This is a genomic window from Stappia sediminis, from assembly GCF_009826895.1.
Classification (GTDB): Bacteria; Pseudomonadota; Alphaproteobacteria; order Rhizobiales; family Stappiaceae; genus Hongsoonwoonella; species Hongsoonwoonella sediminis.
In genome coordinates, this window is sequence record NZ_WUMV01000010.1 from 47470 (window position 1) to 62011 (window position 14542).

16 protein-coding genes are annotated in these 14542 nt (G+C 60.6%); 4 read left to right on the plus strand and 12 right to left on the minus strand.

The genetic code is table 11. The annotated features are described in order from the left end of the window. Nucleotides 1-33: 33 nt before the first annotated feature. From GR183_RS20370 to kduD, 3 genes are read left to right on the plus strand one after another with little or no spacing between them, the layout of a single operon-like run. A complete protein-coding gene (locus GR183_RS20370; protein ID WP_202396219.1) occupies nt 34-726 on the plus strand; it encodes a GntR family transcriptional regulator in 693 nt (230 codons plus the stop codon). Between the two features lie 37 nt (nt 727-763). Beyond that, nucleotides 764-1600: a 5-dehydro-4-deoxy-D-glucuronate isomerase gene (kduI, locus tag GR183_RS20375; RefSeq protein WP_160777527.1), complete on the plus strand. Its 837-nt coding sequence runs from the start codon at nt 764-766 to the stop codon at nt 1598-1600. Beyond that, a complete protein-coding gene (kduD, locus tag GR183_RS20380) occupies nt 1597-2349 on the plus strand; it encodes a 2-dehydro-3-deoxy-D-gluconate 5-dehydrogenase KduD (protein WP_160777528.1) in 753 nt (250 codons plus the stop codon). The genes kduI and kduD overlap by 4 nt, the downstream gene beginning before the upstream one ends. 178 nt (nt 2350-2527) lie before the next feature. Here the strand turns inward: kduD and GR183_RS20385 are convergent, their stop codons facing one another. The 12 genes from GR183_RS20385 to atpD form a co-directional block, all read right to left on the minus strand. Then, on the minus strand, nt 2528-3463 hold the full coding sequence (locus tag GR183_RS20385; protein ID WP_160777529.1) for an amidohydrolase family protein: 936 nt from the start codon (nt 3461-3463) through the stop codon (nt 2528-2530). A 210-nt stretch (nt 3464-3673) separates the two neighbouring features. Further along, a complete protein-coding gene (locus GR183_RS20390; protein ID WP_160777530.1) occupies nt 3674-4558 on the minus strand; it encodes a ribose-phosphate pyrophosphokinase in 885 nt (294 codons plus the stop codon). After that, nucleotides 4558-6099: a thymidine phosphorylase family protein gene (locus tag GR183_RS20395; protein WP_160777531.1), complete on the minus strand. Its 1542-nt coding sequence runs from the start codon at nt 6097-6099 to the stop codon at nt 4558-4560. Before GR183_RS20395 ends, GR183_RS20390 begins: the two co-directional genes overlap by 1 nt. Before the next feature lie 223 nt (nt 6100-6322). After that, entirely contained in the window at nt 6323-7147 is an 825-nt protein-coding gene (locus GR183_RS20400) for a F0F1 ATP synthase subunit gamma (protein ID WP_160777532.1), read from the minus strand. A gap of 4 nt (nt 7148-7151) precedes the next feature. Further along, on the minus strand, nt 7152-8669 hold the full coding sequence (locus tag GR183_RS20405) for a F0F1 ATP synthase subunit alpha (RefSeq protein ID WP_160777533.1): 1518 nt from the start codon (nt 8667-8669) through the stop codon (nt 7152-7154). Beyond that, nucleotides 8659-9408 carry a F0F1 ATP synthase subunit delta gene (locus GR183_RS20410; RefSeq protein WP_160777534.1) on the minus strand — a complete coding sequence of 250 codons (750 nt, stop codon included), beginning with the start codon at nt 9406-9408 and terminating at the stop codon, nt 8659-8661. Before GR183_RS20410 ends, GR183_RS20405 begins: the two co-directional genes overlap by 11 nt. Before the next feature lie 2 nt (nt 9409-9410). Continuing rightward, on the minus strand, nt 9411-9659 hold the full coding sequence (locus tag GR183_RS20415) for a F0F1 ATP synthase subunit C (RefSeq protein ID WP_160777535.1): 249 nt from the start codon (nt 9657-9659) through the stop codon (nt 9411-9413). Nucleotides 9660-9672: 13 nt separating this feature from the next. Further along, a complete protein-coding gene (gene atpB / locus GR183_RS20420) occupies nt 9673-10341 on the minus strand; it encodes a F0F1 ATP synthase subunit A (protein ID WP_160777536.1) in 669 nt (222 codons plus the stop codon). Continuing rightward, nucleotides 10331-10615 (minus strand): N-ATPase subunit AtpR, encoded by a 285-nt coding sequence (locus GR183_RS20425; RefSeq protein WP_160777537.1) that lies wholly within the window; start codon nt 10613-10615, stop codon nt 10331-10333. Before GR183_RS20425 ends, atpB begins: the two co-directional genes overlap by 11 nt. Then, on the minus strand, nt 10612-10938 hold the full coding sequence (locus GR183_RS20430) for an AtpZ/AtpI family protein (protein ID WP_160777538.1): 327 nt from the start codon (nt 10936-10938) through the stop codon (nt 10612-10614). The genes GR183_RS20425 and GR183_RS20430 overlap by 4 nt, the downstream gene beginning before the upstream one ends. A 3-nt stretch (nt 10939-10941) precedes the next feature. Continuing rightward, complete coding sequence (locus GR183_RS20435; protein WP_160777539.1) at nt 10942-11409, minus strand: F0F1 ATP synthase subunit epsilon; 468 nt, start codon at nt 11407-11409, stop codon at nt 10942-10944. Then, nucleotides 11406-12854, minus strand: coding sequence for a F0F1 ATP synthase subunit beta (gene atpD, locus GR183_RS20440; RefSeq protein WP_160777540.1), 1449 nt, complete (start codon nt 12852-12854; stop codon nt 11406-11408). Before atpD ends, GR183_RS20435 begins: the two co-directional genes overlap by 4 nt. 576 nt (nt 12855-13430) lie before the next feature. Here atpD and GR183_RS20445 point away from each other — a divergent pair. Then, nucleotides 13431-14465 (plus strand): carbon-nitrogen hydrolase family protein, encoded by a 1035-nt coding sequence (locus GR183_RS20445; RefSeq protein ID WP_160777541.1) that lies wholly within the window; start codon nt 13431-13433, stop codon nt 14463-14465. Nucleotides 14466-14542: the final 77 nt, after the last annotated feature.

Below are 14542 nucleotides of genomic sequence, written 5' to 3' on the forward strand. Positions count from 1 at the left end.
CCGCCGAAGGCCCATCGCCATCAAGGCGCATCATTGCCCGCAAGGAATTCGGACTTCGTCTATCAGGACCTGCGCCGGGAGATCATCTCGATGCGGCTCACACCTGGCACCGCGATCCTGGAGAAGAACCTTGCCCAGCGATATGGCGTCAGCCGGACCCCGGTGCGCGAGGCTATTGTGAGGCTTGCCAAGGATCGCCTGATCGATGTGGTGGCGAAATCCGGCACATTCGTCGCGCCAATTCCGCTTGCCATGGTGCGTGAGGCACTGGTGGCACGTCGCGCGCTGGAGGCCGCTACGGTACGCGAGGCAACCGAAAAGGCGAGCGAAAGCCAGTTCATGGAAATTCGCGCGATCATCCAGCGCCAGCGCGAAAACGCCCAAGCCGGAGACGAAGCGGCCTTCCACCGCGCTGATGACGATTTCCATGCCGCCATCGCGGCCGCAGGGCGGCTTGCAGGCATATGGGATATGATCCAGCAAATCCGCATCCAGATCGAGCGGTACCGCCGCCTGACGCTGCCGCAACCGGGGCGCATGCTCAAAGTCGTCGGCGAGCATGAAGCGGTGCTTGAGGCCATGGTGCGTCGCGACGCCGACGAAGCGGTTGCGAAAATGGCCTATCACCTGAACAATTTGCAACTGGATATCGCCGTGTTCAGGGACATGTGGCCCGATTATTTCCTGTTAGACCCCGCCGTCGACAGCGATTTGCTTGCCGAATAGTCACCTGATTTCAATAAAGGGAGCGCTGTTGAAACTCATGAATATGTCAATCCGCCAGGCCGTAAGCCCGGCAGAGGCCCGCACGTTCGATACCGATGCGCTTCGCCGGAATTTCCTCGTGACCGACCTTTTCGGCTTCGGCGAGATACGCATGACCCATTCGCATGTCGACCGAACGATTCTCGGCGGTGCTGTTCCGGGCGGATCCCCCCTCGAACTCCACGCCCCTGAGAAGTTCATGGTGGCGAGCTTTCTTACCCGACGCGAGATGGGCGTCTTCAATATCGGCGGAAAGGGAGCTGTAATCCTCGACGGGACGGAGCATCCCCTCCCCGCCGGAGATTGCCTCTATGTGCCGATGGGCGTGGAAACGGTCGCGTTCAAGAGCGAGGACGCGGCAAGCCCGGCACGCTTTTATTTCGTCAGCACGCCTGCGCACGCGCATCACGAAATCCGCATAATTGCGCGGGACGAGGCAAACCGGGTCGAGATCGGCGAGGATGATGGCGCCAACCGGCGGACGCTGCGCCAGTACATCCATCCTGACATCTGCTCTTCCTGCCAGCTCCTGATGGGCATGACGATGATCGCGACCGGGAGTGTCTGGAACACCATGCCTTGTCATACGCACGACAGGCGGTCCGAGGCCTATCTCTACTTCGACATGGCGCCGGAAACGCGGGTCTTTCATTTCATGGGCGAACCGCAGGAAACGCGCCATCTGGTCGTCGCCAACGAACAGGCGATCCTTTCGCCCGGGTGGTCTATTCACTGCGGCGCCGGCACGTCGAACTACGGGTTCATCTGGTCGATGGCCGGCGACAATCAGGAATTCACCGACATGGACATGGTAGCGATGGAGGATCTGCGATGAGCAATCCATTCAGCCTGGAAGGCCGTACCGCCGTCGTCACCGGCGCCAATACCGGCATCGGTCAGGCGGCAGCCGTGGCGTTGGCGCAAGCAGGCGCGCGTATCGCGGTCGTGGGCCGTTCCTCGATGGACGAAACGATTGCGAAGATCGGCGATCCCGGTCGCGTTCACGCAATCAGCGCGGATCTCTCCAGGACAGCAAACCTTGCGCCTGTCATCGACGAGGCGGTCGCCTGGGCAGGCGGCGTCGACATCCTCGTCAACAATGCCGGCATCATCCGCCGCAACGATGCGCTCGACTTCACGGAAGACGACTGGGATGCGGTGATCGACATCAACCTTAAATCCGCGTTTTTCCTTTCCCAGGCTGCCGCGCGCCACATGAAGGAACACGGCGGCGGAAGGATCATCAATATCGCCTCCCTGCTTTCCTTCCAGGGCGGCATTCGCGTTGCCTCCTATACCGCCTCCAAAAGCGGGCTCGTGGGGCTGACGCGGGTTCTCGCGTGTGAATGGGCGTCGCTCGGCATCAACGTGAACGCCGTCGCACCCGGATATGTGGTGACCAACAATACCGAAGCGTTGCGCAACGACCCCGCGCGGTACAAGGCTATCCTCGAGCGCATTCCCGCAGGCCGCTGGGCCGAACCGGAGGATATTTCAGGCGCCGTCACATATCTTGCCTCGGACGCGGCGCGCTATGTCCACGGCATCGTCATTCCCGTGGATGGCGGTTGGCTCGCCCGATAAAGCCTTGAGGGCCTGCACCGCGTCATCGCAATCCATCATTGTCCGGTCGAGATCGGAGGCCAGCAGGGCATGGACGGAGAATACAGCGCCAATTGAGAAAAGCATCGGCCTCGCACGCCATTCATCACAGCGAGGATCACGACGGTCCGGCAGTCCCAAGGCGGCTGATCCACCTCGATCATGACGCTTCTTCCGGCCAATAGAGCCGCATCGGGTTTTCGACAAGAAGCCGGCGTTGCAGGTCTTCCGTCACAGCGATCTCGGGAATGAGGTCCACCAGCGCACCGTCGTTCGGCATGTGGCTGCGCATGTTCGGGTGTGGCCAGTCGGTGCCCCAGAGAACCCGATCGGGAAAACGTTCGACCAGCGTTCTGGCGAAGGGAACAACATCTTCGTAGGGCGGTCCGGCGATGCTGAGGCGCTCCGGGCACGACACCTTGATCCAGAAGCGCTCGTCGCCTTCCAAAAGGTTCAGCACAGCCGCAAAGCCCGCCCCTTCTACTCCATGCGCGACTTCGGGCCGGCCCATATGATCGATGACGATGATGCCGGGCAAGGAACGGATGAAAGGCGCAAGCTCGTTCAGTTCGGCGGATTCAAAATAGACGACGATATGCCAGCCGCGCGCGGCAATGCGTTCGGCAATACGGAAATACTGGTCTTTCGGCGCGTCGCCGACGAGCCGTTTCAGAAAGTTGAAACGAACCCCACGCACGCCGCCCTCGTGCAACAGGTCAAGCTCCACCTCAGGTGCCTCCGCATCGACAACGGCGACACCGCGCGCCAATCCACCCGAGCGGGCAATCGCATCGAGCATTGCGCTGTTGTCGGTCCCGTGGCAGGTGGCCTGCACAATCACGTTGCGGCTCAGGCCGAGATGATCGCGAAGCGCGAACAGACGCTCCGCCGGCGCATCGACCGGCGTGTATTTGCGCGCAGGCGCGAAGGGGAAGTGGCTGGAAGGCCCGAAAACGTGGCAATGCGCATCCACCGCGCCGGCAGGCGGCTTGAAATGTGGGCGCGACGGGGATGGGTTAAATGTCAGATAATCCGGATCGGGCGCCTGCGAGACCGCTCCCGCTCGCCTTTTATTGTTCTGGTTCTCGCCTGACATGCCAGACCCTCCCTATACCAAATTTTGCCGATCTCCCGTCATTTGTGAAATGGATAGTCGTGTTGATGCGCACCGTTTGAATTGGTCAGCCGCCGGCAGTCATGCTGGATTTCGAACTAATCATTCTCCTTGTTCTTCATATGCTTCTGGAGGAGCTCGGCGTCATCCGGACGGGCGAGCGACTGGCCGGAGCCGGGCCGAGATCTCCAATCACGTAAACGCTTCAATGGCGCTCGCCAGAAAGTCCGTCACATCGATGGCGTTGCTCTCTTGCGGGATCGTGTTCGATGTAACGATGCGCGACGCTCCCGCCTCAAGCAGGCGGCGGTAGGCGTCTGCCGCGAATACTCCGTGTATCGCGATGCACACCGGTTCTCGCATCCCCGAGCGCGCAAGCTGCCCGATGGTCTCCACCATTGTCTGGCCGGTGGAAACAATGTCGTCCAGAAGAACGGGCGTATGGTCCTTCCACTTCTTGAAATCGGGCCCGGTGACCTCGACGTCCCGGTCACCGTACCGCCGCTTCTCCATGATCAGGTAGGGGGCGCTCGCCTCCCGGGCCACGGCGGACACCCATTGTTCACTCTCTGCGTCCGGACCTATGAGAACGGGCCGCGAAACGGATTCCCGAAGCCAGGCGGCGATTGCCGGGCCAATGTGAACCGCGCACGCCGGTATTTCGAATATCTCCGAGAGGTCTTTTCGCCGGTGGAGATGCGGATCGACGGTCACGAGCCAATCGACGTTGCGGCCAATCGCCCTGGCGAAGCAGGCGGAAGTCACGGCCTCGCCCGGATGAAACCGCCGATCCTGCCGCATATACGGAAGATACGGGCTGACCAGACCGACCGAGGTCGCACCAAGCTCCTTCGCCGTATCGGCGGCGAAAAGTAGCGGCAGAAATCTGGCGTCGGGACGATCCATGCTGCACAGAAGCACGACGTCCCGGTTTTTCGGAGAGCTTTCGTAGCGAAGGTAAGTTTCCTCGTCGGGAAAGCGGCGGAGTTCGATGGACCCGACCTGCGCGCCGATTGCACTCGCCAGGGAAGACGTCAACGTGCCGTGCTCTCGCATATCGATCAAAAGGGGCCGCATCATTCCTCCGACAAACCGATGATCCCGCCGGCTGTTTCGGCATATTCGAGGCTGTAGGCGAGTTCTCCCGGGCTTTCGGCGTGAACGGTGAAGAGCGGCTGACCGGCTTCGATTGCGTCGCCCAGTCTCACATGAAGCTCAAGACCCGCCGATTTGTCGTCAGGCGCACCCGCAAGCTTTGCCACTCTTGCAAGACGATGGTTGTCGATCGAGGTAACTGTGCCGCGCCGATGAGCCGCTATTTCGTGGCGGTACGGTGCGTTGGGAGGCTCGCGCATGCCTCCCTGCGCTTCGCATATTCGCTGGAACTTGCGCCAGGCCCGCTCGTCGTCGAGCACCTGTATCGCGAGGCTTTCGCCCTCGCCAACATTCGCCGCGCCGCCCAGTTCAAGCAGTTGACCCGCCAGTGAAGTCGCCCGGTGGCGCAAATCGCCCGGCGCTCCAGGGCGGTTTTGCAGCACCGCAAGCACATCCCGCGCTTCCAGGGCCGGGCCGATCCCACGGCCGACCGGTTGATTGCCGTCCGTCGTGATCGTTCGCGCCTCGATACCAAATTGGCGCGCGACCAAAAGGAGGCTTTCTGACAGCCTCTGCGCGAGCGCCGCATCCTTTACCTTGGCGGTAGGCCCAACCGGTAGATCGAGAACCAGATGCGTCGATCCTGCTGCGATCTTCTTCGACAAAACCGATGCGATGAGCTGGCCTTCGCTGTCGATCTCCAATGCGCGCTCCACGCGGATCAAGGTGTCGTCGGCAGGGCTCAGGCGAACCGCACCGCCCCAGACCACACAACCGCCTTCCTTCTCGACGACCCGCCGCATGGCCGGAATATCGAGATCGACCGGGGCCATAGTCTCCATCGTGTCGGCGGTACCGGCCGGGGAGGTAATGGCCCTCGACGACGTTTTCGGCATGGTGAGGCCGCAAGCGGCAACAATCGAAACCACGATGGGCGTTGTCCGGTTACCGGGCAATCCGCCGACGCAATGTTTGTCGACGATAGGGTGTTTCTTCCATTTCAGCCGCTCGCCGGCTTGCGTCATGGCCCATGTCAGCGCGATCACTTCGTCGAGCGCCAGCGTGTTCGATGAGCACGCCGTGACGAAGGAAGACAGATGAATGTCGGAATATCTGCCGGCGACGACGTCATCGATGATTTCCTGAAAATCTTCCGCGCCAAGCCGCTCGGCATTGATCTTTCGCCGTATCTTTCCAAGCGAGCTGAGGGGATGGGGGTGGCTCACCGTCACGATATCGCCGTCCAACAGGTCGAGACGCTTCCACGCGGACTCCGATAATCCGGCCTCATTGTGCCCGAGCAGTTCACTGCTCACCTGGTAGAGCGTGGCGATTATTGAATGTCGGCCGTTCGTCACCTTCACGCGCGCATGCGCTGTAAATCCTTCCGATCTGCAGACCGGACAATCCGTTCGCATGAAGATGATCGTCTCGTATTGCGTGTCGATACCCAGGCGCCGCGCACGCAAGGAATTGTTGATGTGCCCCTTTATGCCTTGCACTTCAGTGTTCTTCGTACTCATTGGAGATCCATTCTGGCCGAATGCTCCGGCATCGCACGGTTCGAGCCCCGTTTTATCCGCTCCGGTGTCGCTTCACCTAGAAGACCGCCGGTTCGGGTGGACGGCATATGCAGATTATGCGTGCCGGAGCGAACCGGAAAGCATTGGCCCCGCATTTTATGCTGCCGACATAGGAAGGCGAGTGCGCTTGCGCGATCGGAAATCGCTCCAGCATGAATATTCTTCAGCTCTCCTGGGAAACGGCTTCCGCACCGGTGATGACGTCGAGCATGTCGGACGTCGTCACCTCTTGCCGGACGATCCTTTCTTCTTTCTTCATGTCGTCGATCTTGTCGCCGATGTTTTGAGATGCGTACTCCATAGTGCGAAGCCGTGCCCCGTTTTCGCTGGCAAGGCTCTCCATGAGTGCGTGAGCGATCTCCGCGAACAGATACTGGTTCGCAAGTTCGCGCAAAAGATCTTCCGGCGGCAAATGGTGCAGCGGCGGAATGCCGGGGACATCTTTCGCCCGCAGGGAGGTATCCAGCGGCAGAACGCGCTTCGCCTCGGTGTTGTAGGAGGCCCCCTGCATGTACCGCGCGAACACGATCCGGGCACTGACCACAGTGTCGAAGCGTGCCGTAATGCGCCGCGCAAGAGGCGTTATGCCTGCCACATGTGACGTCATCGGCAAGAACAGGTCCGGCTCCACGCCCTTTTCCTTCGCCGCGGCCAGGCCGCGCCGGCCAACGATAATCAGCTTTTCGCGGGCTTCGCGTATATCCAGGGCCTTTTCGACCAGGCGGTTGTTGAATCCGCCGACAAAACCGTTTTCGGAAGAGACGACCAAAAGACTTCCATTACTCTGCGCAGGCGGTTCAGGGGCTTTCACGAGCGGCGATATTTCCGCGATAGCGCGCTCGATGATCCGGCAGTAAGCCCGCGTACCGGGAAATGCGTCTTGTGCCTCGCGAGCACGCCAGGCAGCCATTGACCGCAGCGCGCCGACCAGTTCGTCCAATTCGGAAAGGCTTTCGAGTTGCGCCTTGATCCGCGAGAGTTGGGTCATGTGCTCACTTCCCCCCCAACTCCGCTATGCAAGCCTCGATCGCATCGACCAGCGCCGACCTGGCATCGTCCGAAAGCTGCTTGGTACGATCGATCTCCGCCGCGACCCTGGGGTATTTCAGTGGAAGGAGCTTGCGCATGGCCTCGCGCATCTTCCCGACTTCGGAAAGCGGAACATCGTCGAGCTTGCCGTCATGCACGGCAAGCAGAAGGGCTACCTGAAGGGATAACGGCAGCGGGGCGTATTCCGCCTGCCCGAGAACGGCGCGCAGCCTCCGGCCATGATCGATTTTCCTGGCCGTGCGTTCATCGACCATGGCTCCGAAGCGCGTAAACACCTCAAGCTCGAGAAATTGTGCGTAATCGAGCTTTAGCGTGTCCGCAAGGCTCTTGATGGCCTTGGCCTGGGTCGCGCCGCCCACGCGCGAAACGCTCATTCCCACATTTACCGCCGGCTTCTGCCCTTCGTAGAACAACTTTGGTTCCAGATAGATCTGGCCATCGGTGATCGATACGAGGTTGGTGGGAATATATGCGGTCAGGTTGCCGGCCTGGGTTTCGGCGACAGGCAACGCCGTCAGCGTCCCTCCCCCCAATTCCTGCGACAACTTTCCGGCGCGTTCGAGCAAGCGCGAGTGCATATAGAATACATCGCCCGGATAAGCTTCGCGTCCCGGCGGCTTGCGCAACAGGAGCGATATCTGACGGTGAACGATGGCATGTTTGGTCAGGTCGTCGAGGATCAGCAACGCATGCTGGCCGCGATCCCGGAAATATTCGGCCATCGTGCATGCCGCGTAAGGCGTGATCCACTGCGCGCCGGGCGCGGCATCGGCGGCTCCCACGACGAATATGCATCGATCGAAGGCGCCATGCGTGCGAACGGACTCAATCACCCGCGCCACGGACGACGCCTTTTGGCCAATGGCCGCGTACACACAGATCACGTCGGAAGCGCGCTGATTGATCATCGTATCGATGGCAATCGCCGTCTTGCCGGTCTTGCGATCGCCGATGACAAGCTGCCGCTGCCCCCGCCCGAGAGGGATCATCGCGTCGATAACCGTCAATCCGGTAAGCAGCGGCTGCGTCACCAGATCGCGGTCGACGATGCCGGGCGCTGGACGCTCGATGGGCTGGCGCGTTTCCGCCTTCACCGGACCTTTCCCGTCGAGAGGTTCGCCGACAGGAGAGACGACACGTCCAAGCAGCTCTTTTCCCGCAGGAACCCTGATGATTTCGCCGGTTCCGCGAACGCTGCTTCCCGCCGTGATGCCGGTTCCGTGCGAAAGCAGCACACAGCCGATTTCGCCGGTGCCCACTCTCATGGCAAGGCCGGTTGTCCCATCCTCGAAACGCAGGAGTTCGTCGAGCTTCGTGTGCCGGAGGCCCGATACGGTCGCAACCCCATCTCCAATTTCCTCGACGCGGCCGATCAGATCCATGCGCGGCGGGGCTTCGGCCTCCCGTAACCGTTGCCGGGCCGCATCGATCCAGGTCCGGGTCTCGTCCTCAAGCGTCATGTGCGGGTTTCATCTCCCGTGAAAGCTGCCGCAGACGGTCGGCGACAGAGAAGCTCAACACGGCATGGGGAAAGTGAAGCTCGCTTCCCTCGATCAGCGACGGGTCCACGGAGAAAACGATCCGCGCCCCGTTGCCGAGCCTTCGCTCAAGCGCGCTTTGCCAGCGCTGGCGTTCCGCCTCGCCCAACTCCGAAGCCGATACGATTTCCAAAGCTCCTGCCGTATCCTCAAGGTCGGAACGCAAATCCGATAGGGACTGGTCCGAAAGCCCGTCCAGATGGGAAAGAACCTGCTGCAACTGCGCTTCGCCGTTCGAAGCATGACCTGAAAGCGCCTTTCTGGCCATTTCTCCCGCGAGGTCGGCGATGCCTTCCTTCAGGCCCTCGAGCGCCTCCATCCGTTCGCGTTCGGTCCTTTCGCGGGCTTCGGCGAGAATCCCATCGGCTTCCTGCCGCGCGTCTTCGAGCATGGTGTCTCGCTCTTTACGCATCGTGGCGTGCAGCTCCGCTTCGAGCCCTCGTTGCGACTTTGCAAGTTCGGCCGCCTTTTGCTCATAGTCGGCCTTTGCCGCCTCCGCATCGTCGGCCTTTTTCTTCGCCTCCGATACCGCCCGTACGTCCGCCGCTTCCCGCTCTTCGATGATGCGACGGACCGGCTTGTAGAGAAACCGGTTCAATAGCCAGACGACGACCAGGAAGTTCACCGTCTGGATCGCCAGGGTCCACCAGTCGATGAGCATGGCTAGCCGACGAACGGATTTGCGTAGAGCAACAAAAGCGCAATCACGAGGCAGTAGATCGCCATTGTTTCGATCATCGCCAGGCCCACGAAAAGGGTGCGTGATATCGTCCCGGCAGCTTCGGGTTGACGCGCGATCGCATCCATTGCAGCGGCCAGTGCGCGGCCTTCGGCGAACGCCGGCATGATCGCGCCGAAAGACACGGCGATCGCTGCCGCGATGATGCTGACGGTTTCGATGGCGATGTCCATTTGCGCTCCTTTCTCAAGCTTCCACCGCGCCGACTGCCGCCGCGATGTAGACGGCGGAGAGGACCGTGAAAATATAGGCTTGAATGATACCAATCATGATCCCGAGCAGCAGAAACGGGACGGGCAACAGAAATCCCGCCAGAAACACGAGGATCGCGATGACGAATTCATGGCTCATCATGTTTCCGAAGAGCCTGATCATCAGCGAAAACGTGCGGGTAAGTTCCGACAGGACATTCAACGGCAGGAGAAGCGGGCTGGGCTCCAGGTAGTGGCGCAGGTAGCGCCGCGCGCCGCGTGACGAGATTCCGAACACATGCACCGACAGAAAGACGACCAGCGCCAGCGCTGCGGGCGTCTCGATATGGCCCGTGGGCGGGGACGCACCGGGAAACACGGCGGCGAGATTGGCAAGGCACAAGTAGATGAAAAGCGAGCCGAGCAGCGGCATGAACGGCCAGGGATCGCGGCCGAGGATTTCACGCAGCTGGCGTGCGATCGTCGTCACGACGATCTCCAGCACCGCCTGGACGGCCCCCGGCTTCATCGACGGATTTCGCAGAGCCCAGGGCAAGAAGAGCGCAAGTGCCGCCATGATCACCCAGGTGGTCACCACAGCGCGCCCGATCGGGACCGGCCCGAGATGAAAAAGAGTATCCGGCAGGAGCGGGTTAGCGTTCATGCTCTAGGCCCGCAATGTATCGTACGCTGAGGGAACGAACGAGCAGGAAGCCTGCAAACATGGTGAGCAGCGCCCAGGCTCCGTTCCATGCGGCGAAAGTGAAAAGCGCGCCGGCAAGCGCGATGCGAAGGATCAGATAACCTGCCGCCGCCAGTGGCGCGAAAGGCGGGGCGACGGCCGCGACAGTACGGCCGACGAGATAAAGATAAACGCTGGCAAGTGCGCCGCCCGCCATCAGCCAGCCGGCGGTTTCGTACAAGGGGGGCCAGGTCATTTTTCGTTCATCCTTTTGCACACCAGGTAGAATCCGAGACATGCGCCCAGGAAGATCAATGCACCCGAGAACTGCACGCCCGTGCCGAGACGATTGTCGATCCAACGGCCCGCGGCCACGCCAAGCAGCGTCGGCGCCACCATCAACCAGCCGAGAGCGCCGATCATCGACAGGTTCTTCCAGAGCGGGCGCTCACCCTCTTTTTGCCACCGTTCGAGGCGTTCCTGGCGGAGTTCGATCGCTTCCTTCATTTCCTTCCGCCCTTTGTGGTTTATGTCGGCCCTTCCCTTCTCGCGTGGATCCTCATTCGTGTTTGCGTTCATTGTTCAGGCTCCCCCGCTTCCTTCGGTTGCCGGGGCTTCACCGGGTTGCAGCGACGGTGCATATGGATGCGAAGCGCGCGCTGCGTTGAGAACGCGCTCGATCTGCCGCATCGTTGCCAGGTGGATGCGCGCTTCGCTGCGCCTCGCGTTCTCCTCTCCTTCGTCCGACCGGCGCAACTCCTCCAACATGGTTTGCCTGAGCTGACCGAGTTCGTTCTCCCGAAACGCGCCTCGCGCTGCGATCTCCACCAGATTGCCGTCCCTTACACTCAGAACGCCACCCCGGATCAGGACAAAGCCTTCCTGGCCGTCAACATTTCGCCAGCTTACGACCGACACGGGCAACACAGTCACGAAGTCCGCATGTCCCGGCAGGATGCCGAACGAGCCCGTGGCATCTTCAGCTCGCACATGACGCACATTCTCCACCGTTGCGATGAGTTCGACAGGCGTGGTTACGATGAACCTCATTTCGCATCGCCCTCGGCTAGTTCCTTTTTGCGGGCATCTTCCAATGTTCCGACCATGTAGAGTGAGCTTTCCTCCCACTCGTCGGTTTCCCCGCTCAGGATGGCGCGGCAACCCGCAAGGGTATCCGCCAGCGAAACGGACGCGCCTTCACGTCCGGTGAATTGCGCCGTCACCGAAAACGGCTGCGTGAGAAAGCGCATGAGCCGGCGCGCACGTGCGACGGCCTGACGGTCGGCGGCGCTCAATTCTTCGATGCCGAGCAGGGAAATGATTTCCTGAAGCTCGCGATATTTCTCGATAAGCCGCCTGACCTCCTCCGCAATCTCGTAGTGCTCCTGCCCGACAATTGCGGGGTCCTGCAGTGTCGAACTGGATGCCAGCGGATCGACGGCGGGATAAAGACCCTCGCTCGCCATCTTCCGGCTGAGGACGATCGAGCTGTCGAGGTGGGTGAACGTCTCGGCCACCGCCGGGTCGGTGAAGTCGTCCGCCGGCACATAGACCGCCTGGACGGAGGTGATCGCAGCGCCCTTGACCGAGGCTATCCTTTCCTCGAGTTCGGCGATTTCCGTGGAAAGCGTCGGCTGATAGCCCACGCGCGACGGCAGCCGGCCCAAAATGCCCGAGACTTCGGAACCCGCCTGTACAAAGCGGAAAACATTGTCGATCAGCAGGAGCACATCCTGCTTCATGGTGTCGCGAAAGTATTCGGCAACGGTAAGCGCGCTGAGCGCGACGCGCCAACGGGCGCCCGGAGGCTCGTTCATCTGGCCGAACACAAGCACGGTACGCTCGATAACGCCCGATTGCTTGAGATCGAGCCAGAGTTCATGCCCTTCGCGCGACCGCTCCCCGACACCGCCGAAGACCGAGGCGCCCTGATAGCGGTCGGCAACGGAGCGAATGAGTTCCATGATGAGCACGGTCTTTCCGACGCCCGCCCCCCCGAACATCGCCGCCTTTCCGCCATACGCGAGCGGGGCCAGCAGGTCGATCACCTTTATGCCGCTGAGGAAAAGTTCACCGCTGGCTTTCTGCGACGCGAGGCTCGGCGGTTTGCGGTGAATGGTCTGGCGCGGCGTATCGTCGGGAAGCGGCGGGCCGTGGTCGATGGGGGCGCCCATCACGTCCAGAAGCCTTCCCATTACCGCATCGCCGACGGGAACCCGGATCGGCGCCCCAGTGTCCACGACGGCCGTGCCGCAAGCCAAACCCGCTGTTTCCTGGATGGCGACGCATCGCGCGGTAGCGACGTCGGTGTGATGCTGCACCTCAAGCACCAGGCGATGAGGGCCATCCCACAGCACTTCAAGCGCCGTGTTGATCGTCGGAAGCGCGCTTTCGGGAAACTTGACATCGACCACCGAACCGGAAACGAACGATACGACCCCTTGCGCGGCTTCGGGGCGGTCAGCCAATTGAACTTGGGATTCGGACCGGGTCATTGCTTTAAAGCATCATGAGTAGGAGGGTGCCGACGTTTCGGACCGAAAAACGGGCCGCGCCTTGTGCAGGCAACTTCTTCTCCGTGAGGATTGCCGTATCCATTCATGACAATGCGATCACCGTTTCCGCATCTTTTTCCCTCAATATCACTTCACTTTACGGAAGTCGCTCATCTTCCCCATCGGGAATTCTACTTGCAATACCGCGCCTTAGGGTCTGGACTCATAACTCTCGGAAAAAATCGCATGAGCGGTTTTGAAGCGGAGACGAGGAGTAAATGCGCAGGAAACGAAAGCATATCTCGCCAAATCTGAAACGGATTTGGCATCAAGGGCATGCTTAAGGTATTGATGTTGTAGCGATTTCTTGGTCACCAAAAAGCGATCGGGGATTTTTTCGGGCATAAATCCAAGCCAAATCAGAAAAAAGAACACAGGTTCTTTATCGGCAATTGCCTGCTTCTATTATGATCAAGTCATGGATATGCCTGATTCCATGGCAATAGGCGTTGCAGAAGGAGCTCGTGAAACCCCATTCCCGGGGTGCACAGGCGGAACAAGACTGAAGAGGTCGCAATGATACCTTTCGCGATTGCAGGTGTGCAGATGCATGTTCCTGCGATGCACGACAACATCGCCGCGATGGTGCATCGCGTGGATATGGTGATGGCCCGCTTCCCGTGGGTGCAGATGATCGTCTTCAGCGAACTCGCCATGTGCGGGCCGGTGCTTCATCGTCCTGCAGCGCTGCCCGGAGAAGGTGAGCACGCGCTCCAGAAGGTCGCAGCCAAGCACGGGGTCTGGGTCGTCACCGGTTCGATGTTCGAGAAGGTGCCGGATGGTCGCGTTTTCAATACCTGTTCGGTAATCGGCCCGCAGGGCGAAATCGTCACGCGATACCGGAAGATGTTTCCTTTCAGGCCATATGAGCACGACGTCTCGGCAGGGACCGAGTTCTGTGTGTTCGACGTTCCGGAGATCGGCCGCTTCGGCGTCTCCATCTGTTACGACATCTGGTTTCCGGAAACGACACGCACCCTCACTTCGATGGGCGTCGAAGTGCTCTTGCATCCCGTTCTCACCGGCACGATCGACCGTGACGTGGAGCTTGCCATGGCGCGCGCCACCGCCGCCCAGTTCCAATGCTACGTCTTCGATATCAACGGCCTCGGCGCAGGCGGGGTCGGGCGCTCCTGCGTGGTAGATCCTGCCGGCACCGTCCTTTATCAGGCCGCCGGGCAGGAGGAGTTCATCCCCATCGAGGTCGACCTGAGGCAGGTCCGCAGGCAGCGCGAAACCGGCATTCGCGGCCTAGGGCAGGTTTTGAAATCCTTCCGCGACCGTGCGGCCGAATTCCCGGTCTACGACCGGGCGTCCGGTGCAGATTCATATCTCTATTCGCTGGGGCCGCTGGCCATGCCGCAAAAAGGTTCCCGGGCCGGACTTGGCGATATTGAGAAGCAATCTTCTGCCGCTCTGAACGTATCCGAGGGCCATACCCTTCCGGCAGAAGCAGAGCCTCACGCATTACAAACCTTTACAAACAAACCGCATCTGTCCGAAACTATTTCTTCGAACTTCAGAATTTCGGAGAAAAACTCGGAGGGGTAGGTCTGTGAGCGGGGCGCATGCTAAACCGGGGAAGGCAAAAAGCTCTCTCAGCGAATTTTACAGCGCTTCGCAGCTTC

What these genes read in the sequence shown, in the direction of transcription:
- kduI (WP_160777527.1), top strand. Translation starts at nt 764, where the DNA reads ATGAATATGTCAATCCGCCAGGCCGTAAGCCCGGCAGAGGCCCGCACG.
- kduD (WP_160777528.1), top strand. Translation starts at nt 1,597, where the DNA reads ATGAGCAATCCATTCAGCCTGGAAGGCCGTACCGCCGTCGTCACCGGC.
- GR183_RS20385 (WP_160777529.1), bottom strand. Translation starts at nt 3,463, where the DNA reads ATGTCAGGCGAGAACCAGAACAATAAAAGGCGAGCGGGAGCGGTCTCG.
- GR183_RS20390 (WP_160777530.1), bottom strand. Translation starts at nt 4,558, where the DNA reads ATGCGGCCCCTTTTGATCGATATGCGAGAGCACGGCACGTTGACGTCT.
- GR183_RS20395 (WP_160777531.1), bottom strand. Translation starts at nt 6,099, where the DNA reads ATGAGTACGAAGAACACTGAAGTGCAAGGCATAAAGGGGCACATCAAC.
- GR183_RS20400 (WP_160777532.1), bottom strand. Translation starts at nt 7,147, where the DNA reads ATGACCCAACTCTCGCGGATCAAGGCGCAACTCGAAAGCCTTTCCGAA.
- GR183_RS20405 (WP_160777533.1), bottom strand. Translation starts at nt 8,669, where the DNA reads ATGACGCTTGAGGACGAGACCCGGACCTGGATCGATGCGGCCCGGCAA.
- GR183_RS20410 (WP_160777534.1), bottom strand. Translation starts at nt 9,408, where the DNA reads ATGCTCATCGACTGGTGGACCCTGGCGATCCAGACGGTGAACTTCCTG.
- GR183_RS20415 (WP_160777535.1), bottom strand. Translation starts at nt 9,659, where the DNA reads ATGGACATCGCCATCGAAACCGTCAGCATCATCGCGGCAGCGATCGCC.
- atpB (WP_160777536.1), bottom strand. Translation starts at nt 10,341, where the DNA reads ATGAACGCTAACCCGCTCCTGCCGGATACTCTTTTTCATCTCGGGCCG.
- GR183_RS20425 (WP_160777537.1), bottom strand. Translation starts at nt 10,615, where the DNA reads ATGACCTGGCCCCCCTTGTACGAAACCGCCGGCTGGCTGATGGCGGGC.
- GR183_RS20430 (WP_160777538.1), bottom strand. Translation starts at nt 10,938, where the DNA reads ATGAACGCAAACACGAATGAGGATCCACGCGAGAAGGGAAGGGCCGAC.
- GR183_RS20435 (WP_160777539.1), bottom strand. Translation starts at nt 11,409, where the DNA reads ATGAGGTTCATCGTAACCACGCCTGTCGAACTCATCGCAACGGTGGAG.
- atpD (WP_160777540.1), bottom strand. Translation starts at nt 12,854, where the DNA reads ATGACCCGGTCCGAATCCCAAGTTCAATTGGCTGACCGCCCCGAAGCC.
- GR183_RS20445 (WP_160777541.1), top strand. Translation starts at nt 13,431, where the DNA reads ATGATACCTTTCGCGATTGCAGGTGTGCAGATGCATGTTCCTGCGATG.